Source organism: Leptothoe spongobia TAU-MAC 1115, assembly GCF_018739885.1.
In the GTDB taxonomy this organism is placed as follows: Bacteria; Cyanobacteriota; Cyanobacteriia; order Phormidesmidales; family Phormidesmidaceae; genus Leptothoe; species Leptothoe spongobia.
Genome location: NZ_JADOES010000005.1, coordinates 79,934 through 95,244, shown reverse-complemented (window position 1 = coordinate 95,244; position 15,311 = coordinate 79,934). Strand labels below are relative to the sequence as shown.

The 15,311-nt window shown below is 47.6% G+C and carries 13 protein-coding genes; 5 read left to right on the top strand and 8 right to left on the bottom strand.

Going from position 1 to position 15,311, the window contains the following annotated elements; all coding sequences use genetic code 11:
* The first annotated feature begins 27 nt into the window (after nt 1–27).
* Nucleotides 28–1,422, top strand: coding sequence for a HetZ-related protein (locus tag IXB50_RS04185; RefSeq protein WP_215607686.1), 1,395 nt, complete (start codon nt 28–30; stop codon nt 1,420–1,422).
* A gap of 400 nt (nt 1,423–1,822) precedes the next feature.
* Here the strand turns inward: IXB50_RS04185 and IXB50_RS04180 are convergent, their stop codons facing one another.
* Nucleotides 1,823–2,545: a response regulator transcription factor gene (locus IXB50_RS04180; RefSeq protein WP_215607685.1), complete on the bottom strand. Its 723-nt coding sequence runs from the start codon at nt 2,543–2,545 to the stop codon at nt 1,823–1,825.
* A 516-nt stretch (nt 2,546–3,061) separates the two neighbouring features.
* Between IXB50_RS04180 and IXB50_RS04175 the strand changes: the two genes are divergently transcribed.
* Entirely contained in the window at nt 3,062–3,217 is a 156-nt protein-coding gene (locus IXB50_RS04175; protein WP_215607684.1) for a hypothetical protein, read from the top strand.
* The gene (locus IXB50_RS04170; RefSeq protein ID WP_215607683.1) at nt 3,214–3,834 is read left to right on the top strand and encodes a CPP1-like family protein; all 621 of its coding nucleotides are present in this window, start codon (nt 3,214–3,216) and stop codon (nt 3,832–3,834) included. The genes IXB50_RS04175 and IXB50_RS04170 overlap by 4 nt, the downstream gene beginning before the upstream one ends.
* 20 nt (nt 3,835–3,854) lie before the next feature.
* On the opposite strand, the gene IXB50_RS04165 is transcribed toward IXB50_RS04170, so the two are convergent.
* Both IXB50_RS04165 and IXB50_RS04160 read right to left on the bottom strand, forming a co-directional pair.
* Complete coding sequence (locus tag IXB50_RS04165) at nt 3,855–4,649, bottom strand: hypothetical protein (RefSeq protein WP_215607682.1); 795 nt, start codon at nt 4,647–4,649, stop codon at nt 3,855–3,857.
* A 279-nt stretch (nt 4,650–4,928) separates the two neighbouring features.
* The gene (locus IXB50_RS04160; RefSeq protein ID WP_215607681.1) at nt 4,929–6,017 is read right to left on the bottom strand and encodes a Gfo/Idh/MocA family protein; all 1,089 of its coding nucleotides are present in this window, start codon (nt 6,015–6,017) and stop codon (nt 4,929–4,931) included.
* Between the two features lie 191 nt (nt 6,018–6,208).
* On the opposite strand from IXB50_RS04160, the gene IXB50_RS04155 reads away from it, so the two are divergent.
* Nucleotides 6,209–6,586 carry a hypothetical protein gene (locus IXB50_RS04155; protein WP_215607680.1) on the top strand — a complete coding sequence of 126 codons (378 nt, stop codon included), beginning with the start codon at nt 6,209–6,211 and terminating at the stop codon, nt 6,584–6,586.
* An 89-nt stretch (nt 6,587–6,675) separates the two neighbouring features.
* Here the strand turns inward: IXB50_RS04155 and IXB50_RS04150 are convergent, their stop codons facing one another.
* From IXB50_RS04150 to IXB50_RS04130, 5 genes are all read right to left on the bottom strand, one after another.
* Complete coding sequence (locus IXB50_RS04150; RefSeq protein ID WP_215607679.1) at nt 6,676–7,536, bottom strand: tetratricopeptide repeat protein; 861 nt, start codon at nt 7,534–7,536, stop codon at nt 6,676–6,678.
* Between the two features lie 165 nt (nt 7,537–7,701).
* On the bottom strand, nt 7,702–8,418 hold the full coding sequence (locus tag IXB50_RS04145; protein WP_215607678.1) for an ABC transporter ATP-binding protein: 717 nt from the start codon (nt 8,416–8,418) through the stop codon (nt 7,702–7,704).
* 11 nt (nt 8,419–8,429) lie between these two features.
* Entirely contained in the window at nt 8,430–9,656 is a 1,227-nt protein-coding gene (locus tag IXB50_RS04140; RefSeq protein WP_215607677.1) for an ABC transporter permease, read from the bottom strand.
* A gap of 167 nt (nt 9,657–9,823) precedes the next feature.
* Complete coding sequence (locus IXB50_RS04135) at nt 9,824–11,113, bottom strand: glucose-1-phosphate adenylyltransferase (protein WP_215607676.1); 1,290 nt, start codon at nt 11,111–11,113, stop codon at nt 9,824–9,826.
* Between the two features lie 464 nt (nt 11,114–11,577).
* Nucleotides 11,578–12,954 carry a serine hydrolase gene (locus IXB50_RS04130; protein ID WP_215607675.1) on the bottom strand — a complete coding sequence of 459 codons (1,377 nt, stop codon included), beginning with the start codon at nt 12,952–12,954 and terminating at the stop codon, nt 11,578–11,580.
* Between the two features lie 404 nt (nt 12,955–13,358).
* Here IXB50_RS04130 and gatA point away from each other — a divergent pair, with 404 nt between their 5' ends.
* Complete coding sequence (gene gatA / locus IXB50_RS04125) at nt 13,359–14,804, top strand: Asp-tRNA(Asn)/Glu-tRNA(Gln) amidotransferase subunit GatA (RefSeq protein ID WP_215607674.1); 1,446 nt, start codon at nt 13,359–13,361, stop codon at nt 14,802–14,804.
* Nucleotides 14,805–15,311: the final 507 nt, after the last annotated feature.

The window sequence follows — 15,311 nt, the reverse complement described above, 5'->3', positions numbered from 1 at the left end:
GAAGGGGCGTGCATCACTAAGGGAATTATGAAAGCTCAATCTACCGCTACAAACGTATTAAACCTAACTAAGCCAACTAATAACGTCGTTCTTCATCCCACTGCTGGCAATATCCAGTCCACTGCTGGTTCTGTCCAGCCCACTGCTGGTTCTGTCCGGCCAACTAAGGACGACTCTGCTAATACCAAAAATGAAGCTGAACTGTGTCCTGTTGATCAGGCCTTAGTTGGTTTCTTGGTGCAGATGCTTCAAGAGCAGGTTAAAGGCAGTAATCGTACTGTCAATGCTGTGGCCAATCGCTTGGCTATTGAAGTGGCTCGTATCTGTCGCAAAAGTGACCGAATTCAAGCCTCTGGTGAAGTAAATGCATGGCAGCATTCCTTAGCAGAAAATAGGATTCAGAAGTACTTGGAGTACTACCGTCTGGGCTCTCGCCAAGGCAGGGTAGAGCTACAAAGTCGACTGAGTGCGATCGCCTATCGCTATATCGCACCTGCTAAGACTCAGCTAGGATTTCAGGGGCGTTGCAATCTACTAGAAGACTTTCTTCAGGGTTTCTACATTGAAGTGCTCAAGGCGTTTCGTCGGGAAAATCATCTCGAAGCCGACTACTCTCCCAGAACTCGATTGGAGCTGGCTGAGTATATGGCATTTAGTGAACAGTACGCCAAGCGTCGGATTTCCCTGCCAGGTTGCTACAACCAGCAGCTCCTAGTTTTGCGGGCTCAAAGCTTTGCCAAGCGTTTACCGGCAGAAACCTGTGTCGATATTGAGATGGCGGTTGATTCACCTAAAAGTGACGATGCTGATTCTCGTTCGTCAGCATTGCAGCAAATTCGTGAGCAGATGGTGGCCGATGTCACCGATCCGGCTGAAGCGGTTTTACGCGATCGCATTATCAAGGAACTCGTAGAGTATTTAGAAGAGCAGGACCAACATGCCTGCATCAACTATCTAGCTTTACGCCTCCAGGATATGGCCGCTTCCGAAATTGATGAAGTGCTTGGCCTGACACCTCGTCAGCGTGACTACTTGCAGCAGCGCTTTAAGTACCACGTGGAAAAATTTGCTCAGTCTCACAACTGGGAATTGGTACACCAGTGGTTAGGCGCTGATCTAGATAAAAATCTAGGGCTATCCCCCAAAGAGTGGACTCAGTTTATCGGTCAATTGACAGTCGATCAGCAGCACTTGTTAGCCTTAAAACAGCAGCAAATGCAGGATCGACAACACGCTACTCCATCCGACGCTGAAATTGCTCAGCAACTCGGCTGGACCCCCAAACGTGTCCAGCGTCGCTGGAGTCAAATCGTATCCAGTGCATGGAAGCTCCGTAATACCAGTCGCTCAGCTAAGCCTGTAGCTAAGCCTGTAGCTAAGCCTGCAAGTGGGGCTAAAACAAATAATGGAGCTAAAGAGTAGTTCTCCTGCTCACAGTCGTCTCCAAAAAACTTTCCTTGAGTGCACGTCCAAAGCCTTCGCATTGCGGAGGCTTTTTTTTAAGTGAGTGATCACAAATCCGAATGCCTCAATCCTGATTCAAAATGGATAATCCTGGAGGGGCACTTCCTAGTGGATGCTCTTCGATTACGCACGAGGTTGGCCACTTTTCAACCGTGCTAAGTTACTCTTCAGTCCATGTCAAGGGGACATGCCAGGTTTATCACCAGAACTCGTTAGTCCCTCTGTCAAAGAACGTTAAACGAATAAAGGCTACAGAATTTATCTGTAGCCCTCAGAAGTTATGCCAAAAAATTAGAAGTTGAGTAATTCAATTAAATAAGCGTTGCATTAGCAGCAACGCTACTCATATGCATCCAAACTATGCTTCAACAGCCTCAGCACCCGTTGCCGGTGGTTCAAACTTATACCCCACTCCCCGTACCGTTTGAATCAATGTAGGCTGATTGGTATCAATCTCAATCTTTTTACGAATCTGACCAATATGTACATCCACCACACGTTGGTCACCTACATACTCGTAATCCCATACTTTTTGAATCAATTCAGTCCGTCGCCATACTCGACCGGGGTGACTGGCCAGGAAGTGAAGTAGGTCAAACTCAAGTGCCGTCAAGGGGACCAGCTGGCTTTCAAGGGTAACTTCCCGACGAATAGGATCAATGGCCAGAGAGTTGAAGGTGAGACACTGCTGCTCAGCTGCTGTAACCGGTCGTTGACGCTTAAGAATTGCGCCTACCCGCACCTCAAGCTCACCTAAGCTAAATGGCTTAGTAATGTAATCATCTGCACCTTGATTAAAGCCGTGGATCTTATCTGATTCATCCGTACGACTGGTCAACATCAACACAAAAACGCCCGTGCGCGATTGCATTTCCTTACACAGGTCATAGCCATTGGCATCGGGCAGATTGACATCCAAAATCACTAAATCTGGATTGAACTGCTCAAACACGGCCAGGGCATGTTTCCCATCCTCAGCAGATTCCATTTCATAGGTCTGCTTTGCTAAAAATCGATGAATAAGATTCCGGATGGCTGGGTCGTCGTCAACAACTAAAATTTTGGCAGAGGCCGTGGTCATAATCCTTACACCAAAAAAAATACGAGTCTAGGTAAAAAGGTAAAAATAAATCTTGCGTCGCTGATCCCTGTGAGGACTGAATCTAAAAAGGTCCGACAAACGGCGTCCATTCTAGATCGATTCATTCTGTAAATCAGCAACGGCATAAATCCTACTGGAGTTAGACTGCCCGTGAAGACACATCTAAAGTCCTATTTCACAAGTTTTCAATAACTTCAGAGAAGTTTTACAGGGCTTCCACACCTTATCAAAGAATTCTGCTAAAAACAGCTGGATAAAATGGCACAATCAAGTGCCATACATATATTTATTGGAATATATATTTCTATTGATAGTGGATGCACGGTGTGGGGTCAAAAAAAATCTACGCTGGATTATCCAAATTTAGATACCAGAGATGCCAGTAATTATAAGGATGGAGACATGGGAAACAAAGAAACTTCTAAAAAGTTATCTGACATTTCTGTTATGCTATGCCTGTTTTTTTTGCCAAGGTGGTTAAACTGGTAATTAATTATGGGCAATGGTGCCAATTGGCAATATTGTCGATTAGCAATGGTGCCAGTTGGCAATGGTGTTTTTGATGTACATCACACTATTTGCCGGGGTGTTCGTCGTATCATCATTTGTAAGCGTCGTAATGGCCACCGTACATACCAGGTGTCGACATGAATGAGAGCAACTATAAAACGTTGGGATTGGATGAGTCATCTTCATTTGAAGAGGTTCAGGTGGCTCGTAAACGTCTCCTAGAAGAATGTAATAGCGATCCCCAGCAAAAGGAAGCTATTGAAGCTGCCTACGACGCCATTTTAATGGAACGACTGCGAATGCGGCAGGAAGGCAAGATAAAAGTGCCCGATCGGATTCGGTTTGCCGAAAAAACGTCAGAATCATCGACATCGGCACCCAGAGTATCCTTACCTGCTCCCCAGACGCCAGGTTGGTTACAGGATTGGTTAGACACCCCTAGTCGAGACGATATCCTATGGCCCTCGGTCGTGTTTTTGGCGTTGGCAGCACTAGCTTGGTTTACTGTAAATAGTTCTGCAACGGCCCTAGGGTTTTCTGTAGCAGCAACGATTTTCTTTCTCAATCGTAAGGAGCACAAATTCTGGCGTTCCTTTGCTTTTGCTGCTGGTGGTTTACTCATAGGTGTTTTGCTGGGACTTTTAGCTATTAGCCTAGTCGGCCAACAAAGCTTGGGCCTATCCCCAGAGCGAGTAAATGCTTTAGTGGCAATTGTCACGATGACATTGCTTTGGTTTGTTAGTAGTTTCCTCCGCTAGAGCACTTGCTTGTAGAGCATTTACTCTACGGCAGATGCAATAGCTTGATTGCTGGCCTTGGCTACATAGCTATTGGCTGTGTATCGATCGACATGTCGAAAGATGCCTATAGGGGGTATAGTTCGGCATGTGTAAAATTCAACCGCCATTTTGCCGTTAGGTAAGTTATGTACCTTTGGGGTTAAGTTCCTGGGGGGTTCCATGCGCCACTGCCATTGTTTTTGTTTAGGCACGTTACCAATCAGGCGATGATGCTGCCAGCGGTGAAATTTCCCGCAGCGGCCAAATTCTTGTAGCTCCCGCTGCAGCACAGATGCGATCAAAAAGGAGCCACTAGTCAAATTTCCTGTAACAGCAGTCATGTAATTTAGCAGGGCCCCTTCGGGATATGGGGGAGTGCTATGATCACCAGCTTTTGCTAGGGCTGCTTCTAAATGAGATGTGGTGCTGAGCTGATTAACCATAGCCCAGGTGACAGCTCCGCCATGGTTTATATTTGATCGTCGAATGCGATAGAGATAGGTGACTAAGCAATAATTGGGCTTGAGACTAATGCCTGGGAGATGTTTGAAGACTGCACTGGCATCGACAGTACTGATAAACCATCGACCATTAGCATTGGGAGTTGAACCCTCTGTATGAGTAATTCCTCCCTTTCGAAATAGGTTACTCAAGCTTGCTAGAGAGTCAGGCTCAGGCATGTTATCAGCGGCAGTAGCGCTGGGAGTATGCTCACATTCTGGTAAGACCAGCTGCTGCTTGAGGGAACGCCTAAGGGTTTGTAAAGAGGTTATGGGAAATTGCTGCGACGACATGATTGTGGACGATCTGTATCCTCAAGGTGCAACGCATAATTGCTCAATGTGCATCACTCAATGTACATTACTTAGAACATGGTTTGACCTAAGCATCCTGTTAGTTCATTGCTAATAACAAGGTAATGGATGTTTTCGCAGTAAGTTCACCATACATTCTGGTTATGATCGAACTTTTTGAACAATCTTGTCTAGGTACTTTTTGCCTAGTGTTTAAGTAATTTCCACTAGAAATGTATGTCATTCGAGATTTAGGCTATGGGTCTGTTCCCATTGGCTTTACTGAGGTACTGCAACCCAGGTTTGTTGATTATGGGCTTGGTGGGTCAGATCCATTAGCAGCTGTGAGTAGACACCCTGTGCAAGGGATGGGACTAATGTTTGCTGATTATCAATACCAGCGACCCAATGGTCCACAACTCGGATAAAGGGAGCCAGGCGGCCGTCGTCATAGAGTTTTGGAAACGCTAAGCGTTTTGGAATATCTAGCTCAGTTAAGGGCTCACCGGCCTGGCTGCCAGATAAGATAAAGCCATGGATATAGTCTTTCTGGCTGGCATTACCCAGAATTAGGGTGCCCCGCTCGCCGTAAATTTCAACCCAATGCCCACGACCGGCTAAGGTAACGGCACTAAGGGTGACCTGTACGGGAGTCCCGTCGACTAGCTCCAGGGTAATGCTACAGGTGTCGTCAGAATCAACTGGCTTATATTCACCAGACACGGGGTCTGGACGTTGGGTAATGGTAGTACTAAGGTTTGCCGATAGACGTTTGACCGGTCCAAACAGCCAGTCAACATAGTCGAACATGTGAGACCCAATCGAACCTAGAGCTCCACCGCCTTGATCCTGGCGGGCATACCAATTCCAGGCCCGTTCTGGATTCGCTCGGCTGCCAGCAATCCAGTCAATTTTGATCAAGCGCTTTTGACCGACGTAGTTTTCTTTGAGTAATTCTGCCAATCGCTGCCAGGCAGGAATAAATCGAAATTCAAAGTCCATAATGGCCGTTACCTGGTGCTGCTGAGCTAGCCCATGGAGTTGTCTGGCCTCCTGCACATTTAGGGCAGTGGGTTTTTCTAGCAGCAAATGCTTGCCTGCTTTGAGCACTGCTGTTGCCATGGCGTGGTGGGCAAAGGGGGGCGTGGATATGCTGACAGCCTGTACCTGAGGTAGGGCGATGATCGCTTCGATGGTGTCGCAGGCATGGGGAATACCATGGCGTTCGGCGATGGCTTGGGCTTGGTTGAGATCGCGATGATAAACGGCCACCACCTTAGTCCGATGATGGGCCTTAAAGCCGGGAATATGGATTTTTTGGCCAAACCCTGTACCAACAACAGCAACACCGATGGATGCCTGGGACATAGCGTAACGAAGACTAGACAGCAGGAGAGTGGGTGCGCCGCTCTTGATCATTCAGTCCATTGATCAAAGATGAATGCGTCACCCTCGATTACTCAGCCTATCGATAAGAGGTACACAGCGCTAGCGGTGACCACTGAGCGTATAATAAATGAATTAACAGAACTTTACACATAGAGCGCTACTGCCCAGTCATGACTTATTACTATTGGTTTACACCTCCCTATTTCTTTATGGTGGCTGGTCTGTTGATTGCAGTGACTTCAGGCGCAGCTTTTAGCGCTGTCCTCAAGGACATTGTGGCCACATGGCAAAAAACTCGCTCATCTGAAGTTGTGACCAAGCTGGGTGGTATCAACATTCAGCTGCCCTTTTTGGGTATTTGCACAGGAACAGCAATTTTCCTTGCCTCTGGCTTAGGTTGCTTTGGTACGCCCACCTGGTTATCCTACGCAGCCGCAGCTCCTCTAACTTTTCTCAGCGCAGGCTTGGTCTGGCGTCAGCTGAAGAGTAACTTGGCACTGTTGGAAAGTGGCCAACCCCGTGCATTTGAGCTAGATTTCTTTAGCTAGTTTGAGGGCTGCCATAACAAAATAAACAACCCACAAAAATCATGTTGAAGGTCATTTACTTATGACCCTTCAGCATGATTTTCTAGTGACTATTGGCGAATACGCTCTAACTGGGCCTGAGTATTGGTTACCCACTCACTACGTTCTTGGTTAATGTAGAGATTTAGAGCTTGTTGTAATACTTGTTCTGCTTCATTAGTACGGCCTAGCTCTGCAAGTGCCAGACCTTTTGAATAGTAGGCATGGCCAAAGTCTGGATAGAGCTGGATAGCGCGATCAAACTGTTCAAGGGCCAGGTCTGATTGACCTCGGCCAAAGTGGGTAATGCCTAGATTGTAATGGGCTTCTGGATAATTATTGTCGAGGCTGATTGCTGTTTCTAGAGCCTTTACAGCCCCCTCTAGCTGATTTTGTTGCAGATAAATTAGCCCAATCTGATAGTGAACTTCTGGCGCTTGAGGACTATGATTTGCAGCGGTTAGAAAAGACTCTAGTGCTACTGATAAATTACCCTGACGTCGTTGTACTAATCCCAGGTTGTAATGACCAATTCCTAACTGGGGTTCCAGGGTCACAGCTCGTTGCAGATAGCTTTCTGCCTGCTCCAGATTGCCGCCATCCAGGAGTGCGGCTCCCAGATTTACATAGGCCATGGTAAATTCGGCATCGGCTTGAATGGCTTTCCAAAAGGCATCTGCCGCCGCTTGCATTTGATTTTGTTCACGGTAGGCTAAGCCAAGATTGTAGTGGGCAACAGCCAGTGTGGGGTCGAGGGTAATGGCACTCTGAAAAGCTGCGATCGCATCATCCAACTGCCCCTGTTGGACATAGATCACCCCTTGCTCCAGGGCGGCCTCAGCATTGCGAAACTGCTCGGCAATAGCAGGTTTTGCAGTACTAAGACTTAGTGCTAGCAATAGTGATAGCCCATAGCGGTGACCTAAGTTCATTGAGAAGTATCCCCTGAATTAGCAGATTGCTGAACGAGTAATGTTTGCTAGACCGTGGATGGCTGAAAGTCGAACATTTTTAAGAATTCGAAATGTTACATGGCAATGGTTCATAGCCTACCACCTAATTCCAGTAATCTTACGTCGTTGTGTCAGTAATTTCCCTTACTCCACCAGGGCCCCATAACTAACGTCTTCGGGCTGCATATGGGCATTTACCACCTGACCATCCCGAAACCACACCACCCGTTTTGTTAGCCTGGCTACAGCTGGTTCGTGGGTGACCATCACCACGGTGATACCGCCTTGATTGAGCTCCTCAAAAATGGTCATGACCTCTGCAGTGGTGGTGGTATCCAGGGCCCCGGTCGGTTCATCGGCCAATAACAGCAATGGACGATTGACAATGGCTCGGGCAATCGCCACTCGCTGTTGCTGTCCCCCGGACAGCTGACTGGGTTTATTGGTTAAACGGTTACCGAGGCCTACCCGCTGTAGAGCCATGGTCGCTCGCTCACGCCGCTCGGCTGCTGCCACCCCCCCGTAAACCATGGGTAAGGCAACATTATCTAAGGCACTGAGCTGGGGTAGCAGATGAAACTGTTGAAAAACAAACCCGATTTTGCGATTGCGAATAGCTGCCAGAGTGTCATCGTCTAACTGGGCAACATCCTGGCCATCAAAAAAATACTGTCCCCCGGTGGGGCGATCCAAGCAGCCAATTACATTCATGGCTGTCGATTTCCCTGATCCTGAGGGTCCCATGATCGAGCAATAGTCTCCTTGGTCAATGGTTAGGCTGACATCCCACAGCGCTTTCACCTCGGTGTTATCGCTGCCGTAGACTTTGGAGATTTGGTGAAGGTCGATCAGGGAAGGCATGGAAAAATTTGTTAGATACTTCTCAACGCCACAATTGGATCTAGTTTGGCTGCCTGGCGGGCAGGAATGACGCCAAAGAATAGGCCGATACTGCCGGAAACGCCGACGGCGACCACAATGGCACTGATGGAGGCAGAGGCTTCGAAGGGGGTAAGCAAGCTCAATAAACTGATGCCGCTGACGCCTAGGAAGGTACCCATGGCTCCACCAACGGCAGAGAGGATAATGGCTTCGATTAAAAACTGGATGAGAATGTCATTCTGGGAGGCCCCAACGGCTTTGCGGAGGCCAATTTCTTGGGTGCGTTCGCGGACAGAGACCAGCATGATGTTCATGATGCCAATGCCGCCAACCAGAAGAGAAATGCTTGCGATCGCAGCCAGCATCAGGGTCAATGCACTAGTAATCGTATCGGCAATAGAAAGCAGCGTATCCTGATTTTGAATAAAGAAATCATCTTCTTCGACATTGACAATCCCGTGACGTAGCCGTAGCAGATTAGTAATCTGAAATTCTGCCGTTTGCATACTATCTGCGTTACGCGCTGTCGCCGAAATAAAGCTCACCTCAATACCATAGGGAGATGTGCGTCCTACAATCCGACTAGCCTGAGTGGTGATGGGAATAATCACCGCATCATCATAGTTAACCCCCAGATTTGAACCCTGGAGTTCCAGCACCCCCACCACCTCAAAAGCAATATTATTAATGCGCAATGATTGCCCTAGGGGCACCTGGTCCTCAAATAATCGTTCGGCCAGAGAATTTCCTAGAACAGCAACGGCACTGGTGCGCTGCAGATCTAAGTCAGTAATAAACCGCCCCTGGCCGATGGTGAAATTACGTACGGTGATAAAGGCTGGATTAGTGCCAATCACACTGGCATTGGCATTGCGGTTGAGAAATGATAGCAATCCTGGCGTTGTATTTTCAGCGGCCACATCAATGACTGAAGGCACCTGCTCGGCAATGGCATTAGCATCCGCCAGCACCAGGTTGCGAGAGATTTCCAATCCGCCTAACCGCCTTGTTTCCCGGTTACCGGGCACGATAAATAAAATATTTGGCCCCAGACTCTGGAGTTGCTCATTGATATAGTGGCGACCCCCTTCTCCCAGTCCCACCATGGAAATAACCGACGCATTACCGATGATAATGCCCAACATGGTTAGGCCACTGCGAAGTTTGCTAGCAGTCAGGGTTTTAACCGCCATTGTAAGACTTTCGCGAAAATCCATTTGTAGGGTAGGCACTGCCCACCAGAGATCGATACCACCAGAATAAACCCAAGATTCAATAACGACATTGAGGACAAAAGGGCTCCCAGAAAGGGAGCCCTTTTGGTGGCAGGAATGGTGGTAGATGGTGGGCAGTGCCCACCCTACGGATATCCTTCCGAATATCCTTAAATAATCATGCCGTCAGGGATGACTGCATTCTTGAGAACAACGACGATGCCGCTACGGATATAGAAACCGAGGTCTTCCCGTTCGGCTTCTTGAATGTTTTCCTTGTTGACGATTTTTACATTGCGGCCAATACGAGCATTCTTATCAATGATGGCCTGCTTGATCATGGTGCCTTCACCAATACCCACAGGTACCTTGCCACGGGTTAGATGCTGGTGACTTTCAGACGCAGATTCGTAGTAGTCGGCCCCCATCAACAGCGCATTCTCAATTTCGCAATTGGCACCAATGCGCTGCCGTAGTCCAATCACAGTGCGATGGATGTTGCACTGTTCGAGGATGCAGCCATCGCCAACAATTGACTCAGTAATCTTAGAGTTATGAACTTTGCTGGGGGGAAGATAGCGGGCTCTGGTATAGATTGGGGCGTCTTCGTCGTAGAAGTTAAACGGTGGGTGGGGCTGTTGGGTAAGCGCCAGGTTGGAATTGAAGAATGCCTCAATCGTTCCAATATCTTCCCAGTAGCCATCAAACAGATAAGCCTGGACATTGTATTCACGGGCAGAACCGGGAATAATCTCCTTGCCAAAGTCAGTTTGTTCGGGGGAACGTCTCAGCAGATCAATAAGTGCCTGTTTCTTAAAGACGTAGATACCCATGGAAGCAATGAAGGGCTTTTCCTTAGCTTGCTCAGGATTGAGCCCCAGGGTGGTCGTATCTACTTTCATGGCCTCAAGGTCGTCACCCTTGGGTTTCTCATGGAAGTCAACAATGCGGCCAGACCCGTCGATCTTCATAAGACCAAAGCTGGACGCTACCTTATAGCCTACAGGCACTACCGACAGGGTGACATCGGCCCCTGTACTTCGATGACGCTCTACAAACAGGCCGTAATCCATACGGTAGAGATGATCGCCAGAGAGGATGATGATTTCATCCACATCCCAGCTTTCAAATAGCCAGAGATACTTACGAACAGCATCTGCAGTACCCTGAAACCAACTTGGGCTTTCCGGAGTCTGTTGGGCCGCCAGCACTTCGACAAAACCATCGCTAAATTGTGAAAAGTTATAGGCGCGGGTGATATGGCGATTGAGCGAGGCGGAATTAAACTGCGTGAGGACGTAGATTTTTAATATTTCTGAGTTGATACAGTTACTAACTGGAATATCAATCAATCGATATTTACCGGCTAGGGGAACTGCGGGCTTTGCACGAAACTTAGTTAAAGGGTAGAGGCGAGTACCAGCACCACCGCCGAGAATAATCGAAAGAACTCTTTTCACAGGATCGTCTCACTAGCGCAGTTTGTTAATTCATTATTTAGTTTGAGGGTGTATCTAATCCTTGACAAGAGGTTGAAACAATTTATTTTTGGTTTGTGCTCTGAGATACGTAAAAGTTGAGATCGCCCTATACCTATTCCTATTAGGGTTATAAGTTGAGCAAATGACAGAGAATTTTGGATATATCCGCTAGCGTTAAACAGCAGCTGTCAGCTGCCGCTGTCGCTACGAGAATCCTTAAAACTGGCCCTGTTAATGGCGAATTTTAAGCAAGGATTCATGCTAGAAATGGGTGGAATTTTTGATAGTCACAACTAATAAATAGGTCCAATTTTCCCTATCAAAAAACACCTTAGAAGTTGACTCTCTGGAATACATATGTCGGCGAAAAAAATAGCTATTCTAAAGCGGTTGCCGTCAAGGAGCCGTCAATGATTAGGGCAAGTTCATCTCCAGAGGTGCTTTCAAAGGCGCTTGGCCACTTTGGGGGCTGGCTGTTGTTGGTCCAAAGGTCCATGCTCCAGTACGTGCCGAGCCACATCTCGGATAATCTGCCGTAGTCTTCCTTGGTTGGTGCTCTTATCAATGGTGACGGTCATCACATAGCGTTCTTCATCAACTTTGAATGCTACGGTGCTACCAATCACTGATGAATTTTGACCTGTTTTTTCACCGATCCAGAAAATGTCCGGTTTTTCTTTGATCAGAGCTCGATAACCAAAATCCAGGTCATACTGGCCGACTAGGGCATTTAAAATCTCTTCATCACTCGACTTAGTAAAGCTGTAGATGCGCATCATCATTTTGGTGAGCTCATCGGCGGTACTAATGTTTCGACCTGAACCCATGCTTTTGGGATAGGTGCTATTGCCCACCAGCTTGTGACCCACGGTGGTAGATGTAAATCCTTCGGCTTTGAGGGCATTGTTAATGGCGTCATAGCCCATGTAGTCGATCAGCTGATTGGTGGCAATATTATTACTTTCGGTAATCATGCGCACCATGACTTCCCGCAGGGTGTAGGTCTTATCAACAAAGATCTTGGCCCCCTGAGCATTTTCGGTAAAGTTGCTGGGATTAATGTACAGCGGCTCCTCCAGATTAGCCTGGCCACTGGTTACCTTATGCATGAGCGCTATCGCCAAGGGCAGCTTTACCAGGCTTGCTAGGCTGAGGGGGGGGACATTGCCACGAAATGCACGACATTCATGGGTGCCTAGTTGGCACAAGGAAATGCGCACGGCGTTGGGATTACCCTTGGCCGCAGCAATGGGGGTTAAAAAGGAAGATTGCTCTTGTTTAATCCGGTGACTTACCACCGTTGCTATGGTGCCGTACTCTTTTAATTTGGCTTGGGCTTGGGCATAGTTGGCTGAATCGCGGTTAATTGCCCCCAACGTACGGACAGCATTTTGCCACAGGTCTTTTTCCTGTTGGCGAAGTTCGAGGCTATTGCCCTGTTTACGCAATGCTAAGGCTTGCTGGGCCAGGTTGATTGCTTGGTTATAGTTAACGGCCGCTTGTTCTTTTTTTAGAACACCCTGGGTCATGTCATAGCTGATTTGGGTCAGGGCAATGTATGGCTTAACGAAACCATTGGTGTTGACCTGACGTAGCTGCTCCTTTGATCGAGAAGGGGGTTCATTGAAAACTTCTACATCACTACTACCAGCTGATGCGACAGTGACTGATGTCATCCACGCTTGGGTGTTTACTAACCATGCCGATGGCAGTCGAGGCACTATTAGCATGGCCATCCCTGCGGTGCTGCCAGACAGCAATAGCAAGCGCAACCAAGTCTGACGCCAGATAGGCTTAGGAGTAGAGCGAAAAAGGATCATACGGGCTTATGAACCAAGGATGACAATTGCGATTATTAATGACTGTCAGGAATTAAGGGGGAACGTTACTGAGCCTTGGTTTGGATCAGGTTGCTAGATGCAAATATACAGTGATTACAACCCAGAGATTGCAACCTACAGGCTTATTTCCAAACCAGCAACGATAGGTGGATATTGCTGCTAATAACCAGGATGAACGATTGCCTCCTGGGTTACTAAGTGCAATGGATGTTCTTTAACGATTTAATAGAAAAATAATAGGAAAGATTGTGCCAGGCTACACATTTCGCGAAAAATATTTCCATGGCAACTGAGCCTTGTATTGCCGTTATCAATGGTTTCATTCTCCCCATTCCCACCTATACTGTTAGCTTGGAATTGCTAGGCATACTGAAGGAGCCCTAATGTCAGTCATCCGCAAGTTGCAGCAACAGCTCACTCAAAAGGAGCGTACTGCGGTTGAAATTACTCAAGATTATTTAGATCGGTTGCAAACGCTAGAGCCTAAACTCCATAGCTTTTTAGCGGTGACGGCGGATAAGGCATTGGCCCAGGCAAAGCAGGTGGATGATGCGATCGCAGCTGGCACATCTCTCGGTCCCCTGGCTGGTATTCCCATTGCTCTCAAGGACAACCTTTGCACCAAGGGCATTCGTACTACCTGCGCGTCAAAAATTTTAGAAGGGTTTATTCCTCCCTACGAGTCGACAGTGACCCAGCGATTGGCGGATGCCGGAGCAATTTTCCTGGGTAAGACCAATATGGATGAGTTTGCCATGGGCAGCTCCACCGAAAATTCTGCCTATCAGCTGACGGCTAATCCTTGGGATACCAGCTGCGTACCCGGTGGTTCTTCGGGTGGCTCTGCGGCGGCTGTGGCGGCGGACCAGGCTCCCATTTCCCTGGGATCAGATACGGGGGGCTCTATTCGTCAGCCTGCATCTTACTGTGGGGTGGTGGGGATGAAGCCCACCTATGGTTTAGTGTCCCGATTTGGATTAGTGGCGTTTGCTTCGTCGCTGGATCAGATTGGTCCCTTTAGTCGCACGGTGGAAGATGCGGCGATTTTATTGGGTGCGATCGCAGGTTACGATACCAAAGATTCCACTAGTCTCAATGTCAAAATCCCTGACTATACCCAGCATCTCAAAACTGATCTCAAGGGCAAGCGCATCGGTCTAGTCAAAGAAACCTTTGGCGAAGGTCTAGATGGTGATGTGGCCACAGCGATGGATGCTGCCATTGCCCAGCTCAAAGAGCTGGGGGCAGAGATTGTTGAAATCTCTTGTCCCAATTTCCGTTATGGATTGCCCACCTATTACATCATTGCCCCATCAGAAGCCTCTTCGAATTTAGCCCGTTACGACGGTGTTCGCTATGGTCAGCGCGCTGAAACCGATAACTTGCTGTCCATGTATAAGCAGACCCGCGCCGAAGGCTTTGGTGCTGAGGTGAAGCGCCGCATCATGATTGGTACCTATGCCCTCTCCGCCGGTTACTACGATGCCTATTATCTCCAGGCCCAAAAGGTCCGCACGTTGATTAAGCAGGATTTTGAAGCCGCCTTTAAAGATGTGGATGTGTTGCTGACACCCACGGTGCCGAGCACTGCATTTAAGGCTGGAGCCAAAGTGGATGACCCCCTCAGTATGTATCTCTCTGACCTGATGACGATTACGGTCAATTTGGCGGGTCTACCAGGGATTAGTTTGCCCTGCGGGTTTGATCAAGCAGGGATGCCTATTGGTTTGCAGTTGATTGGGAATGCTCTGCGAGAAGATACCCTATTTGAAGTTGCCTCAGCTTATGAACAGGCAACTCCCTGGCATGAAAAAATGCCACAGGTTTAGAGTTCAACATCAAAGCTAAAGATCGAAATCAGACATTGATGAAGATTAGAGGGTAGAGAGTTATCTCTCAACCCTCTAATCTTTTTCTTTACATGCCTTATCCTAAGTCCTTAATTGTGACAGACTATCAGGTTATCCAACTGAGCTGAGGTTATCTTAGTTCGATGAGAATTCAAAAGACAGAGGACAGAAGAGTTTCAAGTTTGTTTTCTACATGTCTTTTCTTTTGAAAAAAATTGCCGTTGATGATTGGAATAAGTTTATGTGAGGTAAACGGCTTGGCTAAGGTGTTGGTCTGACCTGATTCCGCAGTAAGACGTAAGCCAATGTTATGAACTCAGTTAAGTTAACTGGAGCAAAGCTGCTAATCAGCAGGTTTATTGGTAGGCTCCCTAAGTATATTTACGTATCAATTGATATTTGGTGTCTCAATTTAATATTGAACCCCGTAAAAACCTATTAAAGCTCTGATACGCCTTTTTAAGGGTCTTTCCCGATAGGGGTGAA

What these genes read in the sequence shown, in the direction of transcription:
- IXB50_RS04145 (WP_215607678.1), bottom strand. Translation starts at nt 8,418, where the DNA reads ATGCCTTCCCTGATCGACCTTCACCAAATCTCCAAAGTCTACGGCAGC.
- IXB50_RS04130 (WP_215607675.1), bottom strand. Translation starts at nt 12,954, where the DNA reads ATGATCCTTTTTCGCTCTACTCCTAAGCCTATCTGGCGTCAGACTTGG.
- IXB50_RS04160 (WP_215607681.1), bottom strand. Translation starts at nt 6,017, where the DNA reads ATGTCCCAGGCATCCATCGGTGTTGCTGTTGTTGGTACAGGGTTTGGC.
- IXB50_RS04150 (WP_215607679.1), bottom strand. Translation starts at nt 7,536, where the DNA reads ATGAACTTAGGTCACCGCTATGGGCTATCACTATTGCTAGCACTAAGT.
- gatA (WP_215607674.1), top strand. Translation starts at nt 13,359, where the DNA reads ATGTCAGTCATCCGCAAGTTGCAGCAACAGCTCACTCAAAAGGAGCGT.
- IXB50_RS04165 (WP_215607682.1), bottom strand. Translation starts at nt 4,649, where the DNA reads ATGTCGTCGCAGCAATTTCCCATAACCTCTTTACAAACCCTTAGGCGT.
- IXB50_RS04140 (WP_215607677.1), bottom strand. Translation starts at nt 9,656, where the DNA reads ATGGATTTTCGCGAAAGTCTTACAATGGCGGTTAAAACCCTGACTGCT.
- IXB50_RS04155 (WP_215607680.1), top strand. Translation starts at nt 6,209, where the DNA reads ATGACTTATTACTATTGGTTTACACCTCCCTATTTCTTTATGGTGGCT.
- IXB50_RS04170 (WP_215607683.1), top strand. Translation starts at nt 3,214, where the DNA reads ATGAATGAGAGCAACTATAAAACGTTGGGATTGGATGAGTCATCTTCA.
- IXB50_RS04185 (WP_215607686.1), top strand. Translation starts at nt 28, where the DNA reads ATGAAAGCTCAATCTACCGCTACAAACGTATTAAACCTAACTAAGCCA.
- IXB50_RS04175 (WP_215607684.1), top strand. Translation starts at nt 3,062, where the DNA reads ATGGGCAATGGTGCCAATTGGCAATATTGTCGATTAGCAATGGTGCCA.
- IXB50_RS04180 (WP_215607685.1), bottom strand. Translation starts at nt 2,545, where the DNA reads ATGACCACGGCCTCTGCCAAAATTTTAGTTGTTGACGACGACCCAGCC.